Source organism: Saccharibacillus sp. O23, from assembly GCF_002205895.1.
Classification (GTDB): domain Bacteria; phylum Bacillota; class Bacilli; order Paenibacillales; family Paenibacillaceae; genus Saccharibacillus.
The window spans coordinates 72,065-91,655 of sequence record NZ_NJDE01000009.1 but is presented as its reverse complement, the minus strand read 5'-3'; the positions used below and the strand labels follow the sequence as shown (position 1 = coordinate 91,655).

Sequence of the window (19,591 nt, the reverse complement as noted above, 5' to 3'; positions counted from 1 at the left end):
TTGACGTGTGAGAAACGAGCCGACTCGCTAAAATGTAACTTGGCACCCTGCGGAGTTTGCTTACAGGTGTTCGCGCAAGCTTCGCATGATCTATGTCGTCTCCCCGTCAGCCGACTTTCACGGCGTAACGTCCCGAACCGAGTTCCAACACTAACATGCCGTCTTCGCCTTGAACCGGCTCCGCTCCGAGCACTTCGGCCGGCGAACGTTCGTCGACCGTTACGGATCGGTCCGCCGCGTTCGGCAGACGCAGTTCGGCCGTCGTGTTCGGCGGAAGTTCGATCTCGTAGACGATCTGACCGTCTTCGTTCCGTTTCCAACCGCATACCGTTTTGCCGTACAGCGAATCGTACTGGGCGCGCGCATGCGTCAAACCGGAATCCGGATTCGGGCGCAGGATCATCCGTTTATACCCCGGAACATGCTCGTCCGCGTCCAATCCCGCCACTGCCCGGTACAGCCAATCCCCGACTGCGCCGTAAGCGTAATGGTTGTACGAATTCATGGCGTCGCTCCAGAACGAACCGTCCGGCTTGATGCCGTCCCAATGTTCCCAGATCGTGGTCGCTCCTTGGTTAACCGAATACAGCCAAGACGGATATTCTTCCTGCTGCACCAATCCGACCGCCAGATCGTGGTAGCCGTTCTCCGACAGCACATGGCACAGATAAGGCGTTCCGACGAATCCGGTGGTCAGATGCATGTTCTGTTCGCGGACGTATCCGGCCAGCGTCTCGGCCAGACGGTGCTTGATCTCGCCTTTCGCCAGATCGAACATCAAGGCCAGCACGTGCGCGGTCTGCGTATGTCCGGCCAGACGGCCGTTCGGCGTGATAAATTCGTCGGCGAACGCCTGCACGATGCGGGCATGCAGGTCTTCGTATTTGCGCGCGTCGTCTGTTCTGCCCAGAATGCCGGCGGTCTTGGCGACCAGCGACGTCGAATACGCGAAAAAGGCGGTGGCGATCAGATCCTGCGGCGTCGCGCCGACGTAGCTGTTTTCTTTGGCGTCCAGTCCCAGCCAGTCGCCGTAGTGGAAACCGGTATTCCACAGCAGCTCCTGCTCGCCCTGCGCGCGGATATACTCGACCCACCCCGTCATGCTGTCGTATTGGTCTTCCAGAATGCGTTTGTCGCCGTAACATTGATAGATCGTCCACGGACAGATGACGGCCGCGTCGCCCCAAGCCGAAGAAGAATGATGCGTCGGGTCCATGATCGACGGGATGACGGACGGAAGGGCGCCGTCGGGTTTCTGGTCGGCCGCCAAGTCTTTGAGCCATTTGGTGAAAAAAGGCCCGACGCCATAGTTGAACGCCGCCGTCCGGATAAACACCTGCGCGTCGCCGGTCCAGCCCAAACGTTCGTCGCGCTGCGGACAGTCCGTCGGCACGTCGAGGAAGTTGCCCCGCTGTCCCCAGACGATATTGCTCTGAAGCTGATTGAGCAGCGGATGCGAACAGTCGAACGAGCCGGTCGGCTGCATATCCGTATGAATGACTTCCCCGGAGAAACGGTCCAGATCTTCCTCTCCGATCTCCCCCGGGAACCCTTCCAACCGCACATAGCGGAACCCTTGGAACGAAAAAGCCGAGCGATACGTTTCCTTGCCGCCGCCTTTGCACGTATAGACGACTTCCTGCTTGGCCGAACGCAGATTGCCGGTGTAGAAATTCCCGTTTTTGTCCAGCACTTCGGCATGATGCAGCTTGACCGTCGTTCCGGCGGGCGCTTCCAGCGCGAAGACCATGCGGCCGACCATATTCTGCCCCATGTCCAGTACGGTTTCTCCGGCCGGCGTATGGATGACCGCGATCGGCTTCAGCGTCTCGGTCACGGCGATGCGTTCGCTTTGTTCGCCGGTCAGGATGTTTTTCGGATGGTCCAACCGTTCGACGTCGCTCCAATCGGAATCGTCGTAGGCCGCCGTACTCCAACCGGAACGCTCCAGCCGCGCGTCGTACGTCTCGCCGTCGTAGAAATTGGCCGCCAAGCTGGCTCCGGTCGCCGCTTTCCAGCCTGCGCCGCCGCTGCCTGACGCCGAGTCCGCATCCGCGGAACTGACGACGGTCTCTTCCGTACCGTCTTCATAGTGTACGCGCAGTTCCAGCAGCAGCGCGCGGCGGTCGCCGTACAGCTTGCCGCGTTCGGTCCAACCGTAACGCCCGATATACCAACCGTCCGCCAACGTCGCGCCGATGACGTGCTCGCCGTTTTCCGTTTCCGCTCCGCCCGCCGGGCCGTTTTGCAGCAGATCCGTAATCTCGTAAGCCTGAAATTGCAGCCGATGGTCGTAAGTCGTCCATCCCGGCGCGTACAGACTGTCGCCGATCCGGCGGCCGTCCAGCTCCAATTCGTAGATCCCCAGTGCAGTAGCGAAGATCGTGGCGCGGCGGATCTTGCGGCCGCCACTCAGCTTGAACTTACGGCGCAGATGATACGCTTCGCGCGCCTGCGGGTCGATCGCATCCGCCGCCGGCGTGATCCAATCGGCCTGCCAATCTTCGGCTTCGAACAGTCCGGTCGTCCAATGCGCGTGATCGCTCCACGGCGATTCTTCGTTCTGATTATCCCAGACGCGTACCCGGTAGACGTAGCGGACGTCGGATTCCAAGTTCTGGCCTTCGTACGCCGCATGGACGCTCTCGCCGGATTCGACCCGACCGCTGTCCCAGACGAGCCGCCCGTCTTCCGCCGCCGCAGCCCAGTCCGGTTCGCCGTCTTCTTGAACGACCTGAATTTGATACGCGATCTGCCGCACGCCGCGGCGGTCGGTCAACAGTTTCCAACCGAGACGCGGACGCCGGACCGTAAGCCCCGTCGGGTTCTTCAGATATTCGCAGCGCAGTTCCGTTACCATCGTTGCAAGCATAAACAAGATTCCTCCTATCGAACTCACTAATCGAAAGCTTCCTTCGCGTGTTCTTGTCGCCAGATCCGCTTTCCTTCACGTTCATTGTAGTGAAGTTCGCGATCGCGGAAGGAAGCCGATGCGGACAAATTTATAGGCCGATATAGACAAAAGAAAGCGAATTCATTAGCATCTATCGTATCACCGAGAAGAGAAAGGAGCGTCGTCATGAAACGAAGCGTGAACAGATTGCGGGGAATCGACTTTTTCGAAGGCGGACTGCCGGTCTACGTGAATCGCGCTGCCGAAAATTTCGACATGTTGGAGCATACGCACGACTTTATCGAGCTGACTTACGTTGCCGAAGGGTCGGGCGTGCATTATATCGGGGAACAAAATCTGCGGGTGGCGCAAGGCGACGTCTTTTTTATACCGGTCGGGGTTCCGCACGTGTTCCGTCCGGCAGCTCCCGGGCGCGGACGGGAACTGATCGTGTACAACTGCTTGTTCCCGACCGATTATCTGCTGGGATTGGAACGGCGTTTCCCCGATGCCGCAGAGCTGCTGGCCGGGTTCCGCGAGGCCGGCCGGACTTGGCTGCGGCTGCGCGATCCCGGCGAATTCCGCGGCTGGTTCAAAGAGCTGTACCGGGAGTACGCCGCGCGCCGCCCGGGATGCGAAGCCGTGTTGACGACGCTGGTCGTCCGCATGTTAGTGGAGCTGCATCGCCGGATAGCGGAAACTTTGCCGGAATCGCGGGAACTGCTCAGCGGGGCAGGCGAACCGATGCCAGAAACGACAAAAAAGACGCGGCTTTCGTCATCGAAAGTCGCGCCTTCTGTCGATCTGTCGACTCGGCAGCCTTCGCCGTCGATCGAACAGGCGATCCGCCGGATCGAAGAACGTTATGCCGAGCGCCTGACGCTCGCGGAGCTGGCTCTGCTGGCCGGATTGAGCGAACGCCAATTCAGCCGCTTATTCGTCCGGCAGACCGGCATGAATTTCTCCGCTTTTCTGCAAAATACGCGGATCGAAGCCGCCTGCGGCCTGCTGCTTGCTTCACGCATGACCGTCTCGGAGATCGCGGCGACCGTAGGCTACGGCGATCTGAAGTTTTTCCACCGATTGTTCAAACGCAAGACCGGCACGACGCCGCTCGCGTATCGACAAGAACGCGGGCGCGGCGAAAGTCCGTTTTCGTAAAAGGCAGCGGAGGAACCCCGCGGAACTAAGCGGCTCCCGCATCGCTTGTTTACGCCCGCGTCATCCATTCCACGACCGGATACGAGATCAGGTTGCGGTCGCGGGAAGCGGCGGCGATCGTATCTTCGTGACGGCTGGTAAAACCGTTCTGCAGCAGCACCGGGCTGAACCCGCGTTCGACCGCGCCGTTATAAGTGAACAGCACGCAGTGTTCGGCGGCGTATCCGGCCAGAATCAACTGTTCGACACCATGCTGCTTGAGCACTTCTTCCAGATTCGTTTGCCAGAAAGCATTCGAATATTCCTTCGTGACGATCAGATCGCTCGGGTCGACGACCACCTGCTCGATCTCTTCGTAAGACTCGCGGGTCTCTTCGCTCATGCCTTCGATATCCTTAATATGAACCACCGGATGTCCCGCCGCGCGCAGCAGATTCGAGACGTGGTTGACATGTTCGCAGACGCGGTCGAGCTTGCTCGTCGGCACGTCCCGGACGTGTTGGTATTGCAGGTCGATGATCAGCAAAGCGATTTTCACGTTAGCGATTCCTCCTCGGGTTAAGTATGCCGTTTCTATTTTTCCGACAATCCGCCTACGCTTCGATGCAGACTCTGCAAGACGTCTTCCCTACTCTTCGACGTGACGCGCATCATTTCCTCGATCAGCGGCTCGGCAAACTCGTAAGTCGCTCCCCTCATGCTCTTCACATGCTTGGCATAATCGACCAACGACTGCTCGCGATCGGGCACAAGCGGATGCCGAACCGAAATCGCGTCGATCTTAAGGAAACGGCGGCAGAACTCGCGAACGCAAGATTCGATCAACGGCAGGTCGATTCCTTCCGCCGTCGGAGCCCATAACTCGATATAATGCGGGCGCAGGCCTCGCTCGTCAAGCGGGAGGTTGGCATACGGTAGTTCGCGCGGCGGCCCGTCCACAGAATGATCGTAAGAATAATTCACATGCAGTTCGCCTTCGTCCAGACAACGCCGCATCTCTTCCACATGCTCGCGCTCATCCGGGTCGTCTTGCAATTCTTCGATCGCGGATTGCAGATACGGCCGGGTGCACAGGCAGAAGAAGCCGATTCGCGGATCTTCGCGCTCGACCGCCGGATTATCGTAGATGCGAATATCTTCCCAAGCAGTCAGCCGCGCGAATCCGTAGACGCCCCACCAGAGATCGTACGAATCCGTATCTACATAAATGTCTTGGCTCCTCAGATTCATCCGTTTCCCCTCTCGTTTCTTTTCCTTTATTCCCAGAACACGACCCGGTTGCCGAACGGATCGAACAGACCCAGTTCTCGCATGCCCCAAGATTTGCTCACGATATCCGGCAGGGAGAAATCATGCGGTTTATCTTGCAGTTCGCTTCGCAGCGCTTCCAGATTCCGTGCGCCGATTCGAACGGCCGAGCCCGGTTTGCAGTCTCCGTTATGTTCCGACAGATGAAGCTTGATCGGACCGCGCGATACCTGAAAATAAAGCGGCATGCCTTCCTCGAACCGATGCTCGAAATCCACTGTAAAACCCAGATAGTCCACGTAAAACGCTCTGGCTTTGTTTTCGTCGAAAATGCGCAGAATGGGGATCAGTTCGGTCAGTTCTGTTTCGTCTGCCGTCATGTTCAGGCTCCTCTCGCGGGCGCTCGCCCGTCGGTTATTGTTGCTCCAACAATCTGCCGCTCAACCAGAAGGTTCCCGACAAGATATCGCCTTCTTGAATCTCGCGTTCTCCGACCAGCCGTTCGTCCGCGACCACGTCGATATCGCCGCCCAGCGTACGCACCAACGCCCATTGGAAATAGATGCCGCTTACTTCGTTTTGCACCCAGCCCGCGCGCAGGACGTTTCCCGAGATCCGCGCCGTCGAGATCAACTCGCCGCTTTCTTCCGTGAGTCCTTGCGGGACAAAAGATTGTGGAGACAGCGGGAGGCTTCCCGGTCTGCGCTCCAATTGATCGCGTTCGAACGCTGCCGCGTTTTCGAATACGATCAGCTCGTGCGCGAAAGCGGCAAGCTGTACCTGCCTAAGCGCCGGATGCGCCAGCGGACCGTAACGGTCGCGATCCGGCAGATCGAACATGAACGCGTACAGTCCGTGTCCGGGATTCTCCGGCGTCGCTCCCGCCCAAGCGTAGAACGTGCCGTCCAATTCGTTCGCGTCTTCATGCCGGGCTTCGGCTTCGATGCCGATCGTCATCAGGCCCGCCCCGGTAAAATGAGGATGCATCCCGATCGCCACGCCTTCGCGGTTCAATTGCAGCCATAACTCCGCTCCGCCGCCCGCGCGCAGCAGCATGTAAGCCCCTTGTTCGGTCTGCATCAGCGTCCCTTGTTCGTAAGCGCGATTCGCCAAACTCAGAAAATCGTCTTCGCTTTGCATTTGAAATCCTAACGTCGTCATATGATTGATCATGTTATCCTCCCGTTATGCCCAGCCAATCGAACAGCTTCATGAACATTACATATTCGCCGACGATCATCGCTGCGCAGATCACCAACATCAACTGAATCTGGGCTTCGTTACATTTATGCTCCCAATAGCGCCCTTTTAACATCGCGTACCAGCCGGGCGTATACGTATCTTTGAAAGCTTGATTCATATCTTCCGGACCGCGAAACAAAACTCTGGAGAGCAGGGCGACGACAGGTACGTTAACAACGAATAATACGATGAACAGAATACCTTCCATCAGACATTCCCCCTTGCTTCTCCTACGTGCCCGAAGCCTTATACGTTCCCTTTTTTGGAAACTTATATCACCTGTAATCTTCTCCGGGCCGCCATCCCGTTCGCTGACTCCATTCGCTCGCTTCCTGTATGATTCGCCAGATGATCGGATCTTTGCCCGCAACGTAAGATTCGCGCTCGTGCGGCTGCGAGTAACGCCGAGCCAGAGCTTGTTTCTCCTCCGCGTATTCCTGCCGATAGACTTCGTCTGCCCGCAGAAAATCCCGAAACAGCAGCGCGAACTGCTCCGACCAGCTTCCCGCTTCGCGAACATGAATATGCGTTCTGCGCCGGCCTTCTTGTTCGCGGAAATAACGTTTGGTCCGATCTTCGTTGTCCGCCCGATACCGATAGCCGGCCGCTTCGATCGCGCCTTGGTACGTCATCGGTTCGAGCTTCGCGACCGAGACCTGAATATCGATCACCGGCTTGGCATGCAGCACGGGCACCGCCGTCGAACCGATATGGTCGATCCGCAGCGCATGCCCGCCGAGATGCTGCCGCAGTATGCGGGCGATCCGGTCGAACTCGTCGGGCCAAGCGTCGTCGTAAGGGACGATAATTACGGATTCTTTCATGGGTGGTCTCCTTTCTTTATGACGGTCAGCAGACTCTGCCGCTCGTTTCAGATGCCGAAATGAATAACGTAATGACCGTTCTTAAGCGCCGTCTCGACGACCTCGATCAGCCGGGTCATAGACTCCGTCAACTCCGATTTTTCGAATCGAAGACGCTCATACGAACCGTTCTGCGTCTCTTCGGCTCCGTCCCATCCGTAATTGCCCGTCAATACGATTTGCTCGGGACCCAGCTCGAATAGAGTTCGCCAAGCTGACGTGATCTCCCGCAGACGTTCAAGATCCCGGCGATCCCGCACGATCGAATACGCATAAGGATCGAAGCCGTCTCCCCAATTCCCGTTCGGGTACTGCGCCCGGATCCATGCGAACGTATCTGACAGATAGTTGAACAGTTCGTCGTCGATAACGGCCTGCGGTTCGATCTTCACTCCGTCTTTCCAAACGAAATGGTCTTTCCATTCAATCTGCTCATGATTTTCGTGCAAACCTGCGATCAGTTGATGATACGGCAAAAGACCACTCCTTTTCGTTTGACAAAGCAATTTCATAATCCGTGCGTTCATTCGTCGATTCACAGCGCCGTGCTGTCGATCCCCCATAGGTCGAACTCCGCTTCGGTCGTCCGCGCGAACCAAGTCAATTCCAGTCCCAGATAATCTGCGGATTCCTCTCCGATTTCGGTCAGTCGCACTTCGATCATAATACGAAATCCGAGCGGATCGACGCCGGACGCGTACGCGACCGAGCCGACATACGCTTCGCCGGACAATCTCGCCCGCAACGGAAACAGGCCTTCTTCCTCGTCGAAACAAAGCTCGTCGTCGTTGACGTAATCGTTCACCGCCTCGCCGGTCAGCGTGAGCAGTTCAGCCCGGCGAGCCGCCAACTGTTCGTATTCTCGCAGCGAGATGCCGTCATAGAAACGGGGATCGGGAAATTCGGCGTTCGGTTTCCAACGGATATTCAAAGTAACGTCTCCTTCGTGCTCAAGTCAAATGCGGCAGCTGGTTGGATGCGACGATCCTCCAACCTTCCGCGGTTCGGCTTACCGTATGTATGGCGGTCTGATCGATCGGATAAAAAGGAGAACGGTTCGTCCATTCCTGCCCCTTGAGATGATAATACAGCACATTGATTACGCCGCCGTGCGTGATCAACAGGATATTCGAATCCGCCTCGCCCGACTCCGCTTGCGCGCACAGACCGTCGAAAGCCTCCGCGATTCGCGAACGGAAATGCGCCGGCGTTTCTCCTCCCGGAAAAGGCGTGTCCATCTCCAGCGCATTGAAGTACACGCCCGGATATTTGGCTTCGGCTTCGGGATTGGGCATTCCGGCCAGATCGCCGTTGTTCATCTCCCGCCACAGCGGCGAATAGACGCAGCTTATGCCGATCTGCCGTTCGATCTCTTCGGCCGTCTCCGCCGCGCGCGGAAGATCGCTGGCGATCAGCGTACGAATGCCGTACTCTTCGCTGGGCTCGCGCAGATACCTTCCCAACTTGCGCGATTGGCTGCGGCCTTCTTCGACTAACCCGCGCCGGCTCCAACCTCCGCGATATCCTTCTTCGTCCTTGCCGTGCCTCACGAGATAAATATTCATGTCGCTTCTGTTCCTCCTCGCTGAAAAGTCGATGCAGGATAAAATCCGTTTCTGCCCTTGCTTACTTTCGGAATTATATCATTTTCTGCACTATACAGATTCAAGAAGATTTAGTATGAATGAGAAGAACATTTTTCGCAAAAAGGCGGTGAAACTTTTGGAAGTCTTCGAACTTATTCTATTGATGCTGTCGGCGATCGCGTTATCCAACCTGATCAACCGATTCATCCCTTCGCTGTCGGTGCCGATCATTCAGATCGCATTGGGGGTCGGATTGACCTTCCTGCCCGCGCATGTCGAGGTGGAGCTGAACCCGGAATTGTTCCTGCTGCTGTTCATCGCGCCGCTGCTGTTCAACGACGGACGCATGACGGACCGCAAATCGTTCTGGAGTCTGCGCAAACCGATCCTGCTGCTTGCGCTCGGCCTCGTATTCGTGACGGTCGGCTCGCTCGGCTATATGCTGAACGCGCTGATTCCCGCGATTCCGCTAGCCGCGGCGTTCGCTCTGGCCGCAGCGCTGGCGCCTACGGACGCGATCGCGGTCGGCGCGCTGGAAGACCGGGTCACCGTGCCGCACCGGACGATGAAGATTCTCGAAGGCGAATCGCTGATCAACGACGCGTCGGGACTCGTTTCGTTCCAGTTCGCGGTCGCGGCGATGGTCACGGGCACCTTCTCCCTCTGGTCGGCGGGCCTTGCGTTCGTCGGCATCTCGATCGGCGGGATCGCGCTCGGTCTGGTCATGACGTTCGCCAAACAGATCTTCGTGCTCTGGCTGCGGAGACTGGGGATGGAGAACGTCACTTTGCATATGCTGATCGAAGTGCTGACGCCGTTTATCGTCTTTTTGGCGGCCGAGAAGCTCGGAGTCAACGGCATCTTGGCGGCGGTCAGCGCGGGCGTCGCCCACTCGCTCGGGTATCGCAAACTCAATCCGGAAGTGGCGAAACTCAACATCGTATCCAAAAGCACGTGGTCGGTCATCATTTTCGTGCTGAACGGTCTGGTCTTCCTGCTGCTGGGCACGCAGCTGCCGGAAATCGTGAAGACCGTCTGGGAAAGCCCGGATACCAACAACGTGCAGGTGATTCTCTACACGCTGCTGCTGACCGTGCTGCTGCTCGCGATCCGTTATGTCTGGGTGCTGATTACCGGCGTCTGGAAGCCCAAAGAACAGGCGGGCGAATCCGAACGCGGCGACGAACGCGCAGCGAGCGAACACGCGGAGAACGGCCGGACGCCGGGCAAATTCAAAAGCGCTTTGATCTTCAGCCTTGCCGGGGTGCGCGGCACGATCACGCTCGCGAGTACGCTGTCGCTGCCTTTTATCCTTAATGACGGCAGCGAATTCCCGCAGCGCGACCTGATCATCTTTTTGGCGGCGGGCGTGATTCTCTGGACGCTGCTCGCCGCCAATTATCTGCTGCCGCTGCTGATCGACGGCGAAGAGCAAAGCGAACACGAAGACGCGCAGGCCGAGATGGATATCCTGCGCAACGTCGTCATCGCGCTAAACGATCAGGCGAACGCCGAGAACGCTTCGGCGATAAAGCTGGTCGCGCATTCCTACAATCAGCGAATCTTGAAGTTGAAGCAGGCGGAACTGCTAGAAGAATCGCAGCGCAAGCTGATGATCCGTACGGTCGAATGGCAGAAAGAATATGCGGCGCGGGAAGCTCGCGAACAGCGGGTCAATCCGTTTATGGCCTATCGCTTCGTTCGGCGGCTGAACCGACTGCTGTACCGCATCACCCATGATCGGCGGTATTTGTCCGAACTGCGCCGTCTGCCTCGCGGCACCGTGAAGCAGTTCCGGCAGTACGTCGATCCTTCGGGCAAACGCCTGAGGGACCGCAAGCGTTCCGAAGAAAACTTCAAAAGAGGCGTCAGCGATTACGTGATCGAGCAGTTGAACGCGCTGCTCGTTTCCGGAGAACCCGGCATCGAAACCGAAGACATTCATGTCGTTCTGCTTCGCTACGAACAATTCAAACGTCGCCGGGACAAAAATCCGGAGACCCCTTCGCTTCGCCGCACGTCCGAAGAAGAAATGGACGAACTCGCCCGAATCGGCATCCAGTTGGAACGCGACGAGATCCAGCGCATGTTCGAAGCCGGTCGCTTGTCCCGCGCGGGCATGAAGAACATGAAAAACAATCTGCTGCTGATGGAACACGACCTGCGCGATCTGGCGTTGTAAAGGCTTAGGAGCGCTAACGGAACGAGATGACGCTTAGAACGGAAAAACCGCGATTTTGCGTAAGATTCGGCCTCTTTTTACGCGTCTAACGAATCCACGTTCCGTTAGCCGCAGAATAGGCGGCAAAATGCCGCTCTAACGGATTGACGTTCCGTTACGGTTCGTGTTTTGCATTTTGTCTTTCACCTTGTGCCCGTTGCTCCCTGCTTTTCGCAAGCCCGACGCTTTATCCCGTCCGTTTCCGCTCCGCCTTTTGCCACGACAAAAAGTTCCGGGGATCGTTTCCCCGGAACTTTTCGTTATGCCGATCCGCATGACGTTCGGCTCGGCGCGTGCAGACGCGCCGCTCGAATCCTACGCTTCTTTGATCACGTACAGCACGCTCTGGAAATCTCCGTTCAACTGCGGCAGCGACAATCCCAGATGCATCAGCTCGTCGCCTCCGTACGTTTCGCCGTTCTCGCCCGTTCCCTGACGGCCTTCGACCGTGTAACGTTTGTGCGGGTCCAGTCCTTTGAGCTTCAGGCGGCGCAGCGGCGCGTAAGGTTCGCCCAGCACGCGGAAGTATGCGGCGAACGCTTGCGAACGGTCTTCCGAGACGTACGTCCAAGCCGTATCGTTGCCTTCGAACGGGCTCTTGATCCGGTAGAAATCTCCGAATTGGATCAGTTCGCGCAGGCTCTTGTACTGCTCGACCTGCGATTTCACTTCGATTTTCTCCTGCTCGGTGAACTGGGTCAGATCCAGTTCGTAGCCGAAGTTGCCGCTCATCGCGACATGCCCTCTCATCTCGAGCGGCGTGATGCGGCCCACCTGATGGTTCGGCACGGCCGAAACGTGCGATCCCATGCTGCTGGCCGGGTACACGATGCTGGTGCCGTATTGGATCTTCAAGCGTTCGACGGCGTCGGTGTCGTCGCTCGTCCACGTCTGCGGCATGTAATAGAGCATGCCCGGATCGAAACGTCCGCCGCCGCCCGAGCAGCTCTCGAACAATACATGTGGGAAACGCGACACGATGCGTTCCAGCACGTCGTACAAACCGAGCATGTACCGATGCGCTGTCTCGCGCTGACGGTTCGCGGCTTGAAGCTCCGAACCGATCTCCGTCATATTGCGGTTCATATCCCATTTGACGTACGTGATCGGCGCGGATTCCAGCACTTTCGAGACGGAATCGACGATGTAGTCGCGCACGTCTTCGCGGGACAGATCGAGAATCAACTGGTTGCGCGCCTCCGTGCGGCTGCGATTCGGCACATGCAGGCACCAGTCCGGATGGGCGCGGTACAGTTCGCTGTTCGGCGATACCATCTCCGGTTCGAACCACAATCCGAATTCCATGCCGGTCGCCGTGATGTCGTTCGCCAGTTTCGCCAGACCTTCCGGCAGTTTGCGCGAATCTTCGAACCAGTCGCCGAGCGAACTCCGGTCATTGTCGCGTTTGCCGAACCAACCGTCGTCGAGCACGAACAATTCGATGCCCAGTTCTTGGCCGGCCGCGGCGATCTCTTTGATCTTGTCCGCGTTGAAATCGAAATACGTCGCTTCCCAGTTATTGACCAGTACCGGACGCGCTTTGTCCCGGAATTCGCCGCGGCTCAGACGGGTACGGTACAGCTTATGATAGATGCGCGACATGCCGCCGAGACCTTCGGACGAACGGACCATGACCGCTTCCGGCGTCTGGAACGCTTCGCCCGCTTCCAAACGCCACTCGAAATCGAACGGCTGAAGCCCGATCTGCACGCGCGTGACGCCGAACGGGTCGACTTCCGCTTGTCCGAGGAATCCGCCGCTGTAGACGAGACTCAGTCCGTAGACTTCGCCTTGATCTTCGCTTGCGCCTTTGGCCAGCAGCGCGATAAACGGATTCTGCACGTGGCTGCTCGCGCCGCGCTTGCTGTCGATGCGGTGGATGCCCGGCACCAGCTCGCGTTTATGGATATGGCGCTCGCGCGTCCACGAACCGGAGAGCTGAAGGAAATCGAATTCGCCGTGGCCGAAGTCGACGCTGGCGCTCAACGCGCGGCCCAATGCGATCGTGTCTTGGCCTTCGTTCACGAACCGTGCCGAACGCGCGATCGCGTCCAGCTCATGGAACACGGTATAACTCAAAATCGTGCGAAGGCCGGTCAGCTCGTCGCGCAGATGGATCAGCAGCGTATCGGCTTCGGCGTCGTTTTCGATATACGTGGCGGGCAGTCCTTCAAGTTTCGGCTTGCCCGAAACGATCTCGTGACGTTCGTAAGCGAGACGGCTGACCGTCGAACCGTCCGCGTAACGCGCTTCGAATGCCGGTTCCCGGAAGTCGCCGCTTCCGTAAGCCGGATATTCCTGCGGCAGCGTATCCAGCGAGACGTTCGGCGCTTCGGCGCTCAGATTCGGGCTGAACGAAGCGCGTTCGATCGAATGCAGCCGGCGGCCGAACGCTTCTTGCGACAGCTTGGGTCCCCAATAGATATGCGCGGGATGCGTCGACTCCACCAATTGGATGACGTAGCTGGACGCGGCGGATTGCAGATGGAAAGTCTGAGCTTCGGAATTGTAGAAAATAGGCAAAGGAAATCCTCCGTTTCGATTATCGATAGCGTTTGCAAATCGTTGTAAGCGCCCGGATTACGGAGCGCCGAACCTGACCGGCCGCGCGGGGCGGAAGCGGAAAAGCGAATCGATGACTCATGGCATGATCGCAGTTCGCCTACCGGTGCCTTTTCCAGTATAAGCGGTAAGCCGATAATCGGAGAATGTCAGGATGCCGGATGATCATGTCATAAAGCCAGATAACGATCATGATCGTCGCTCGACAAAAAGGCCTCGGGAAGATTCCCGAAGCCTCAATTATCGAAGCCGCTCGTCGCCGATCAGCCGCCGATTACGATCGTATGGAAAGAACCCGCCTTCATTTCGAACCGCAGCGTCCGTCCTTCGTGCGCCAACAGCAGCTCGCGGTCGTTCGCGAACGGATTATTCACGACCACGACAAGGCTGCCGTCCGGATTGCGGAACGCGACGGACTTGCCGGTCCATGGTCCTGTAAGTCCGATCCGCTTCGCCCCGGGAACGACATAACGGGCATAATGCTTCATGACGTAATATTCCGGGTTGCGCGTCAATCGCCCGTCTTCCGGTTCGACCGTCGCCATCGAATTTTGCTCCCAGCCCCATGTGCTGCGGCCTTTGGGTTCGAGAACCATGTTCCAATAGATATACGCGTTGACGCCGTTCGTCCAGTAATGCTGGAACAGATTGTAGACGTACCGCGCGTACCCCCAACTGTTCAGTCCGTCGCCGCATTCGTTCTCCGTCTGCATGTAACGAAGCTCGGGGTAACTCGCGACCGTGCGCTGAATCGCATGTTTGCCCGCCCACTGGTAGCCGACCCCTTTGACGTAACGGTAAGCGGCAGGATCGCTCAAGACGATCCCCGCGTAATCGTCGAAATCCGTCGTCTTTTTCTTCGCCAACTCTTCCCACGGTTCCGGCGCGTTGATCGTGCCCAGCCAGATCTCGGTATCCAGCCCGTGTTCTTCGAATGCCGGCCCCAGATAATCGGCGATAAATTCCCGAAGCTGCTCGCCCGTCCAGACGCAGGAAGGGAACTTCTGATCCGCGATCACTTCGTTCTGCACATGGATCTGATGGATCGTGATCCCCGCTTCGCGATAGGCCTGCACGAATTTTACGAAATAGAGCGCGTAAGCGCGCAGAATCTCCGGTTCCCAGCGCAGCGTGCCGTAATTGTACGCTTTAGGCGTCTTCATCCAAGTCGGCGGGCTCCACGGCGAAGCGAACAGCTTCAGCTCGGGATTATAGCTTAACGCTTCGCGAATGTAAGGAATCAAATATTCGAAGTCGCGTTCGATCGAAAAATGTTCCATCGCCAGATCGCCGTCGTGTTCGTTGTGGCTGTACCATCGTTCCGCATAGTCGCTTGCCCCGATCGGGAGTCGGCAAACGGCGAAACGATGCTCGCCTTCCGGATGGAACAGCGCGTGCATCAACTGCCGGCGATCCTCGTCGCTTAGATGCCGCAGCGACAAATAACCCAGCTCGTTGAAACAGCCTCCGAAGCCTTCGACCGTCTGAAATTCTTCTCCCGTAAAGCTCAGATTGGCGCTCCCGCCTTGTTCCTCCGCGTAATCGAGGCTCTGCCAAGCCTGCTGTTCGTCCGTCGCCCAATGTTCGATCCTAATGTTCGTCATCCTGCTCCTCCTTCGGCTTGCTTCGTTTCGGCTCTTGCGATACATTCAGTATAGCAAGCGGTTACAATGATGCAGATACGCCGAACCGAGGCGAATTTGCCCAAATCCAAGATGCTTGAGAAGGAGCCTGACGATCATGAGGATTCCCGAACCTTACCGCGCCTATCTGTCGCCGGATTCACGCTGGATGCCGGCGATCGATTGGAACGTCAAACTGTTCGGCGCGCATACGCAAGAAGTGCCCTGCGGCTGGAAAGTTCCCGAAGAGTCGCATACCGCGTTCGAATGGATGTTGATCTTGCGAGGCGCCCAATCGACCGTGCTGGAGCAGGTCGAACACGAGCTGCGCGAAGGCGATATGCTGCTGATTCCGCCGGGCGTGCGCCATACGACGGAATGCCGCGCTTCGGAAGGCTTGCATTATTTCGCCGCCCATTTCAATCTGGACGACGCGCTGTTTCGTCAAGAAATGCGGCGCTGCGGACCGCTGCTGCTGCGTTCGGGCAGCGAGGAGAACCGGCGGCTGGAGACGGCGATGCGGCAGTGGGTCGGATTGATTCGAAGCAGCGGGCAGTACGCGACGGCGGACCTGTTCCGGATTCAAGCGGGGTTGTTCGAGGTGCTGCATCTGTTGATGCGGTTCGTCTCCGATCGCGCCGAGACGGCCGTATCGCCGACCGTCGGGCATTACGCCACGCTGATCGCCCAAGCGATCAAAGCGGCTTTCGGCGCCGAGAATCTGGGCGCGCCGGGATACCGGGAGCCGGACATCCGGATCGAAGAGATCGCCGCCCGGCTGAAGATCAGTCCCGGCTACGCGTTGGAGGTCTTCCGTCAGATCTACGGCATCTCGCCGCGCGGCTACCTCTCGGAATTGAAGCTGCACGAAGCCAAGCAGTTGATCCATCAGCCGGAGCTTGCGCTGACGGAGATCGCTTCGAAGCTGGGCTATTCCAGCCTCGCCCACTTCAGCCGCCAGTTCAAACGCTGGTCCGGCACGAGTCCGAGCGCTTACCGCCAGACGCTGGCCCGTATAGAACCGTTCCGGATTTAAGCCGCTACCCGCTCCAGATTCGCCAGACTTTCGGCCAGCGCTTGTTCGTGGTCCTTCTGACCGATCGCGCCCGGCACCTGTTCGCACACGATCGTGACCCGCGTGCCTTCGGCGACCGCTTCCAACTTCCAAGTCATCGTCATCTCGCCCGCATAAGCCGGATCGGGCGATTCGAACGTCACCGCCTGCACGATTCGTTCGCCGGGCACGAGTTCCACGAAACGCCCTTCGACGATATCGCTGTCCGGCGAGGACTTGCCTTCGAACGAGCCGGAACCGCCCGTATGCGTCAGCACCATCCGGTAATGGCCGCCGGCTTTTGGTTCGAACTGCTCGATCCGGCCGCGCATGCCTCCGGGCGGAAGCCAACGCACGAGCACGTCGGGATCGACGAACGCCCAATAGAGCGTCTGCGGCGACGCTTTGATGATCCGCGAAGCGGTATCGGTTCTCGTGCCGCCGATCTGCGCTTGCGCCCGGCCGGCCATCGTGCCGTCCGGCATCTTCGCGGTTTTCGCCGCAGGCGAAGCTTCTTCCGATTCCATGACGCTGATTCGCTGCATCTCCAACCGGCTCAGAGGGCGCAGCGCCTGGAAGAATCCTACGCCCGCGAGCACCGCGCCGATCGTCCGATAAGCCGCGATGCTGCTCTGCTGAACGAGCCAGAACCGGCCGCCGGCCCCGTACTGATCCAGACTTTCCGTGTAATCGTCCGCATGTTCGAGTCCCATTTCCGTACTTCGCAGAACGAGCAGCACGCCGACAATGCCGAGCAGCAGCGAGATGATTCTGAGCGCAAACGACAATGACGATTTTTTCATCGAATACTCCTTCTCGGAAAGCCGGCCTTCGCCGCAACCTGATCTTGAGGCCGATCCCTGTAAAATGGTAGCTATGATCAAATTTACGCTCAAATGCCGCTTGCCGAATCAGCCGCAGGGAAAATCGGGGCTCAACGGCTCGCGACGATATACGACTGCTTATAAAAAGGATTGGTCCGCCAAAGTTTCTCGAATTCGGCGATCGGAATTTTGCGGTTATGCGTCGGTCCGTCGCAGTTGACTTTGTGCCCGAGCGAATCGGCCAGATAGAAATACTCGCTGTCGTACCCGACCACCGGAGCGAAATGCGCGTAGCGCTGCCCCTCGTTCACTTTGATAAAAGCGATCACCGGAACCCCGAGGCTGATCCGCTTCTTGAGCGTATCCGCGCTGCCCCGATAGAACGAAGCCCGATATCCGTTTTTCTTGAACAGAACCAGAAGGCCGCGCGGATCGACCGTGCCGTCGAGCAGCTTGCGCGGAAATCCCCGGTACAGCTCGTTTCCGTCCGCTTCCGTTCCCAGATGCCGCAGCACGTAAGCGCCGGAGAATGCCGCGCATTCCGTGTTCTTCTGAAGGTCCATCCGGTTCGGCGTATCGATGAGGTAACTTTCGGGCATGTTCCGCGCGTCGATCGGATCTTTGCGCGGCAGCGCGTGATAATAAGCCGCAAGTCCCGCCACGACGGCACCCGCCGCCAGCATCGGGATATCGAGGCCGCCGCTCCCCGTTCGGGAAGTTTTCTGCTCGTTTTCGTTAATGATCGCGTTCGGTTGCGTCTCTTGTGTCAATTCGTCTCCCCCTTCGCTATTGATCAAAGATTCCGGAGTTGATCCGCATCTTTCCCGCCGGTCCCCCGCGCGGATCAGAGCCGTTCTTCCCCGTCTCGGTATTCGTGCAGTACCACATAAGGAAATCCGCTCGCGGCAAGCAGCTCTTGTACATACTGCTCCTGCTCTTCGATCGGTACGCCGTGCGGCGGCGGCACCTCTCTCATATTCGCGAACAAGATCCAGCCAACGTCGGGGTTCGCAAATTTGCGTTTGCCTTCGTTATCCGTGTTCGGATACAGCTCCACGTAGACCTGCATCTCTTTGTTCAGGTTCCAATAATAATGGCTGTAAACATAAGGCAGCCGGGCGTTCAGCAGGCCTTTGCTTTTCGTTTTGACCATGACCCGGTTCAGCGGCGCGAAAAAAGCTTTCAGGTTCGCCGCAAGCGGCTTCTCCTCCGAAGGCGCGCTGACGATTCCGTATTCGATATATTTGTCCATCCGATTCTCCCTGCCGTCCTTAAGCGTGCGCCAGTCTGGCAATCGCTTCTTCTTCGCGGTTTACGAAAAAGATGTCTTTTCCCTGATTGCTTTCGTAGATGAAATCGCGCAGGCTCTTGCTGTCGTAAAGCGAGAAATCTCCCACGATCGTCAGCTTGGCGCCGTAATTGATGAACTTTTGCAGGACTTCGCCCGCCAGACGCGTCTTCAGCTCGAAAAAATCCGGATGGACCGCTTCTTGATGAAGTACGATCCGATCGCCGCCCGTTTCGTAGCGCACCGTCGCGATCAGATCAAGCGCCGATTGCACGTCCGCGATCAATAACTTCTCGCCGCGAACGATCGCGATCTTTTGATTGTTTTGTTCTACCGTCTGAATATTCATCGTCTCATTCCTTTTCGTCGAATTCTTGCGTCGTTCGCTCTCTTCCCGCGTTTCCTCTCCCCGCCAATCCGTACAGAAACATATCCATGATCTCTTGGGTAAACGGAATCACGCTGTCGTATACCGACTTATGGCGCATGCCTTCGCTGAACACGTTGAGATACACCATCATGGCCGCCAACGAGATATTCGGAGCGATCACGCCTTCCTCCTTGCCCTGCGCGAACAGTTTTTCGTATAAAGCGACGCCCTGCTTCATGTATAACTCCTGAATCCGGCTGTCCGAGCGGCTGAACTCCTCCATGATCTCGTCGATAAACGCGCGGGAATATTCGTTCATCTCATGGCTTTTCATAAACATCAACTGCTGCATCTTCGTCTCGAAATCCCGGTCGCTCTCCACGATTGCTCGCGAGCGTTCGTACATCTCGGTCAACCAATAAACGACCACTTCGCGTATCAATTCTTCTTTCGAACCGAAATAATTGAAGATCGTCACTTTCGATACGCCCGCTTCGGCGGCCACTTCAGCAACGGTCGTATTCTGAAATCCGCTTCGCATGCACAGCGCCAGAGCGCCGGAGAGAATCGCCTGCTTTTTCTTTTCTTTTCTGCGTTGAAATCCGTCCATGCCCGATCCCTCCACAGAGGTAAGTATAGCCTTTTATTGAACCGGAT

General features: G+C 57.6%; 20 protein-coding genes. 3 read left to right on the top strand and 17 right to left on the bottom strand.

Annotated features, from left to right (window positions below; translation table 11 throughout):
* Window positions 1–106 precede the first annotated feature (106 nt).
* Window positions 107–2,872 (bottom strand): alpha-L-rhamnosidase, encoded by a 2,766-nt coding sequence (locus CDO73_RS12385; protein ID WP_088488834.1) that lies wholly within the window; start codon window positions 2,870–2,872, stop codon window positions 107–109.
* Between the two features lie 207 nt (window positions 2,873–3,079).
* On the opposite strand from CDO73_RS12385, the gene CDO73_RS12380 reads away from it, so the two are divergent.
* A complete protein-coding gene (locus tag CDO73_RS12380) occupies window positions 3,080–4,054 on the top strand; it encodes an AraC family transcriptional regulator (protein WP_088488833.1) in 975 nt (324 codons plus the stop codon).
* Between the two features lie 49 nt (window positions 4,055–4,103).
* Here CDO73_RS12380 and CDO73_RS12375 read toward each other — a convergent pair whose 3' ends face one another.
* The 9 genes from CDO73_RS12375 to CDO73_RS12335 form a co-directional block, all read right to left on the bottom strand.
* Window positions 4,104–4,592 (bottom strand): cysteine hydrolase family protein, encoded by a 489-nt coding sequence (locus CDO73_RS12375; protein ID WP_088488832.1) that lies wholly within the window; start codon window positions 4,590–4,592, stop codon window positions 4,104–4,106.
* Window positions 4,593–4,627: 35 nt separating this feature from the next.
* A complete protein-coding gene (locus tag CDO73_RS12370; RefSeq protein WP_088488831.1) occupies window positions 4,628–5,284 on the bottom strand; it encodes a hypothetical protein in 657 nt (218 codons plus the stop codon).
* A gap of 26 nt (window positions 5,285–5,310) precedes the next feature.
* Window positions 5,311–5,682: a glyoxalase superfamily protein gene (locus CDO73_RS12365; RefSeq protein ID WP_088488830.1), complete on the bottom strand. Its 372-nt coding sequence runs from the start codon at window positions 5,680–5,682 to the stop codon at window positions 5,311–5,313.
* A gap of 34 nt (window positions 5,683–5,716) precedes the next feature.
* A complete protein-coding gene (locus CDO73_RS12360) occupies window positions 5,717–6,475 on the bottom strand; it encodes a hypothetical protein (RefSeq protein ID WP_088488829.1) in 759 nt (252 codons plus the stop codon).
* Window position 6,476: 1 nt separating this feature from the next.
* The gene (locus CDO73_RS12355) at window positions 6,477–6,752 is read right to left on the bottom strand and encodes a hypothetical protein (protein WP_088488828.1); all 276 of its coding nucleotides are present in this window, start codon (window positions 6,750–6,752) and stop codon (window positions 6,477–6,479) included.
* Between the two features lie 67 nt (window positions 6,753–6,819).
* The gene (locus CDO73_RS12350; protein ID WP_088488827.1) at window positions 6,820–7,368 is read right to left on the bottom strand and encodes a GrpB family protein; all 549 of its coding nucleotides are present in this window, start codon (window positions 7,366–7,368) and stop codon (window positions 6,820–6,822) included.
* Between the two features lie 47 nt (window positions 7,369–7,415).
* Window positions 7,416–7,883: a hypothetical protein gene (locus CDO73_RS12345; protein ID WP_088488826.1), complete on the bottom strand. Its 468-nt coding sequence runs from the start codon at window positions 7,881–7,883 to the stop codon at window positions 7,416–7,418.
* Window positions 7,884–7,942: 59 nt separating this feature from the next.
* Window positions 7,943–8,338 carry a hypothetical protein gene (locus CDO73_RS12340; protein WP_088488825.1) on the bottom strand — a complete coding sequence of 132 codons (396 nt, stop codon included), beginning with the start codon at window positions 8,336–8,338 and terminating at the stop codon, window positions 7,943–7,945.
* Window positions 8,339–8,357: 19 nt separating this feature from the next.
* Window positions 8,358–8,972, bottom strand: coding sequence for a histidine phosphatase family protein (locus CDO73_RS12335; protein ID WP_088488824.1), 615 nt, complete (start codon window positions 8,970–8,972; stop codon window positions 8,358–8,360).
* A gap of 157 nt (window positions 8,973–9,129) precedes the next feature.
* Between CDO73_RS12335 and CDO73_RS12330 the strand changes: the two genes are divergently transcribed.
* Window positions 9,130–11,175, top strand: coding sequence for a Na+/H+ antiporter (locus tag CDO73_RS12330; RefSeq protein ID WP_088489126.1), 2,046 nt, complete (start codon window positions 9,130–9,132; stop codon window positions 11,173–11,175).
* A gap of 354 nt (window positions 11,176–11,529) precedes the next feature.
* Here the strand turns inward: CDO73_RS12330 and CDO73_RS12325 are convergent, their stop codons facing one another.
* Window positions 11,530–13,737 (bottom strand): alpha-galactosidase, encoded by a 2,208-nt coding sequence (locus tag CDO73_RS12325; RefSeq protein WP_088488823.1) that lies wholly within the window; start codon window positions 13,735–13,737, stop codon window positions 11,530–11,532.
* Window positions 13,738–14,039: 302 nt separating this feature from the next.
* Entirely contained in the window at window positions 14,040–15,380 is a 1,341-nt protein-coding gene (locus tag CDO73_RS12320; RefSeq protein ID WP_088488822.1) for a glycoside hydrolase family 30 protein, read from the bottom strand.
* Between the two features lie 136 nt (window positions 15,381–15,516).
* On the opposite strand from CDO73_RS12320, the gene CDO73_RS12315 reads away from it, so the two are divergent.
* Window positions 15,517–16,434, top strand: a complete 918-nt coding sequence (locus CDO73_RS12315; protein ID WP_088488821.1) for an AraC family transcriptional regulator — start codon at window positions 15,517–15,519, stop codon at window positions 16,432–16,434.
* Here CDO73_RS12315 and CDO73_RS27210 read toward each other — a convergent pair.
* From CDO73_RS27210 to CDO73_RS12290, 5 genes are all read right to left on the bottom strand, one after another.
* Window positions 16,431–17,255 (bottom strand): SRPBCC family protein, encoded by an 825-nt coding sequence (locus CDO73_RS27210; protein WP_256972675.1) that lies wholly within the window; start codon window positions 17,253–17,255, stop codon window positions 16,431–16,433. The genes CDO73_RS12315 and CDO73_RS27210 overlap by 4 nt on opposite strands.
* A gap of 131 nt (window positions 17,256–17,386) precedes the next feature.
* Window positions 17,387–18,046, bottom strand: a complete 660-nt coding sequence (locus CDO73_RS12305; protein ID WP_256972674.1) for a cysteine peptidase family C39 domain-containing protein — start codon at window positions 18,044–18,046, stop codon at window positions 17,387–17,389.
* A 74-nt stretch (window positions 18,047–18,120) separates the two neighbouring features.
* Window positions 18,121–18,528 carry a hypothetical protein gene (locus tag CDO73_RS12300; protein WP_088488820.1) on the bottom strand — a complete coding sequence of 136 codons (408 nt, stop codon included), beginning with the start codon at window positions 18,526–18,528 and terminating at the stop codon, window positions 18,121–18,123.
* 19 nt (window positions 18,529–18,547) lie between these two features.
* Window positions 18,548–18,913: a DUF4180 domain-containing protein gene (locus tag CDO73_RS12295; protein ID WP_088488819.1), complete on the bottom strand. Its 366-nt coding sequence runs from the start codon at window positions 18,911–18,913 to the stop codon at window positions 18,548–18,550.
* 4 nt (window positions 18,914–18,917) lie between these two features.
* Complete coding sequence (locus CDO73_RS12290) at window positions 18,918–19,544, bottom strand: TetR/AcrR family transcriptional regulator (protein WP_088488818.1); 627 nt, start codon at window positions 19,542–19,544, stop codon at window positions 18,918–18,920.
* Window positions 19,545–19,591 lie beyond the last annotated feature (47 nt).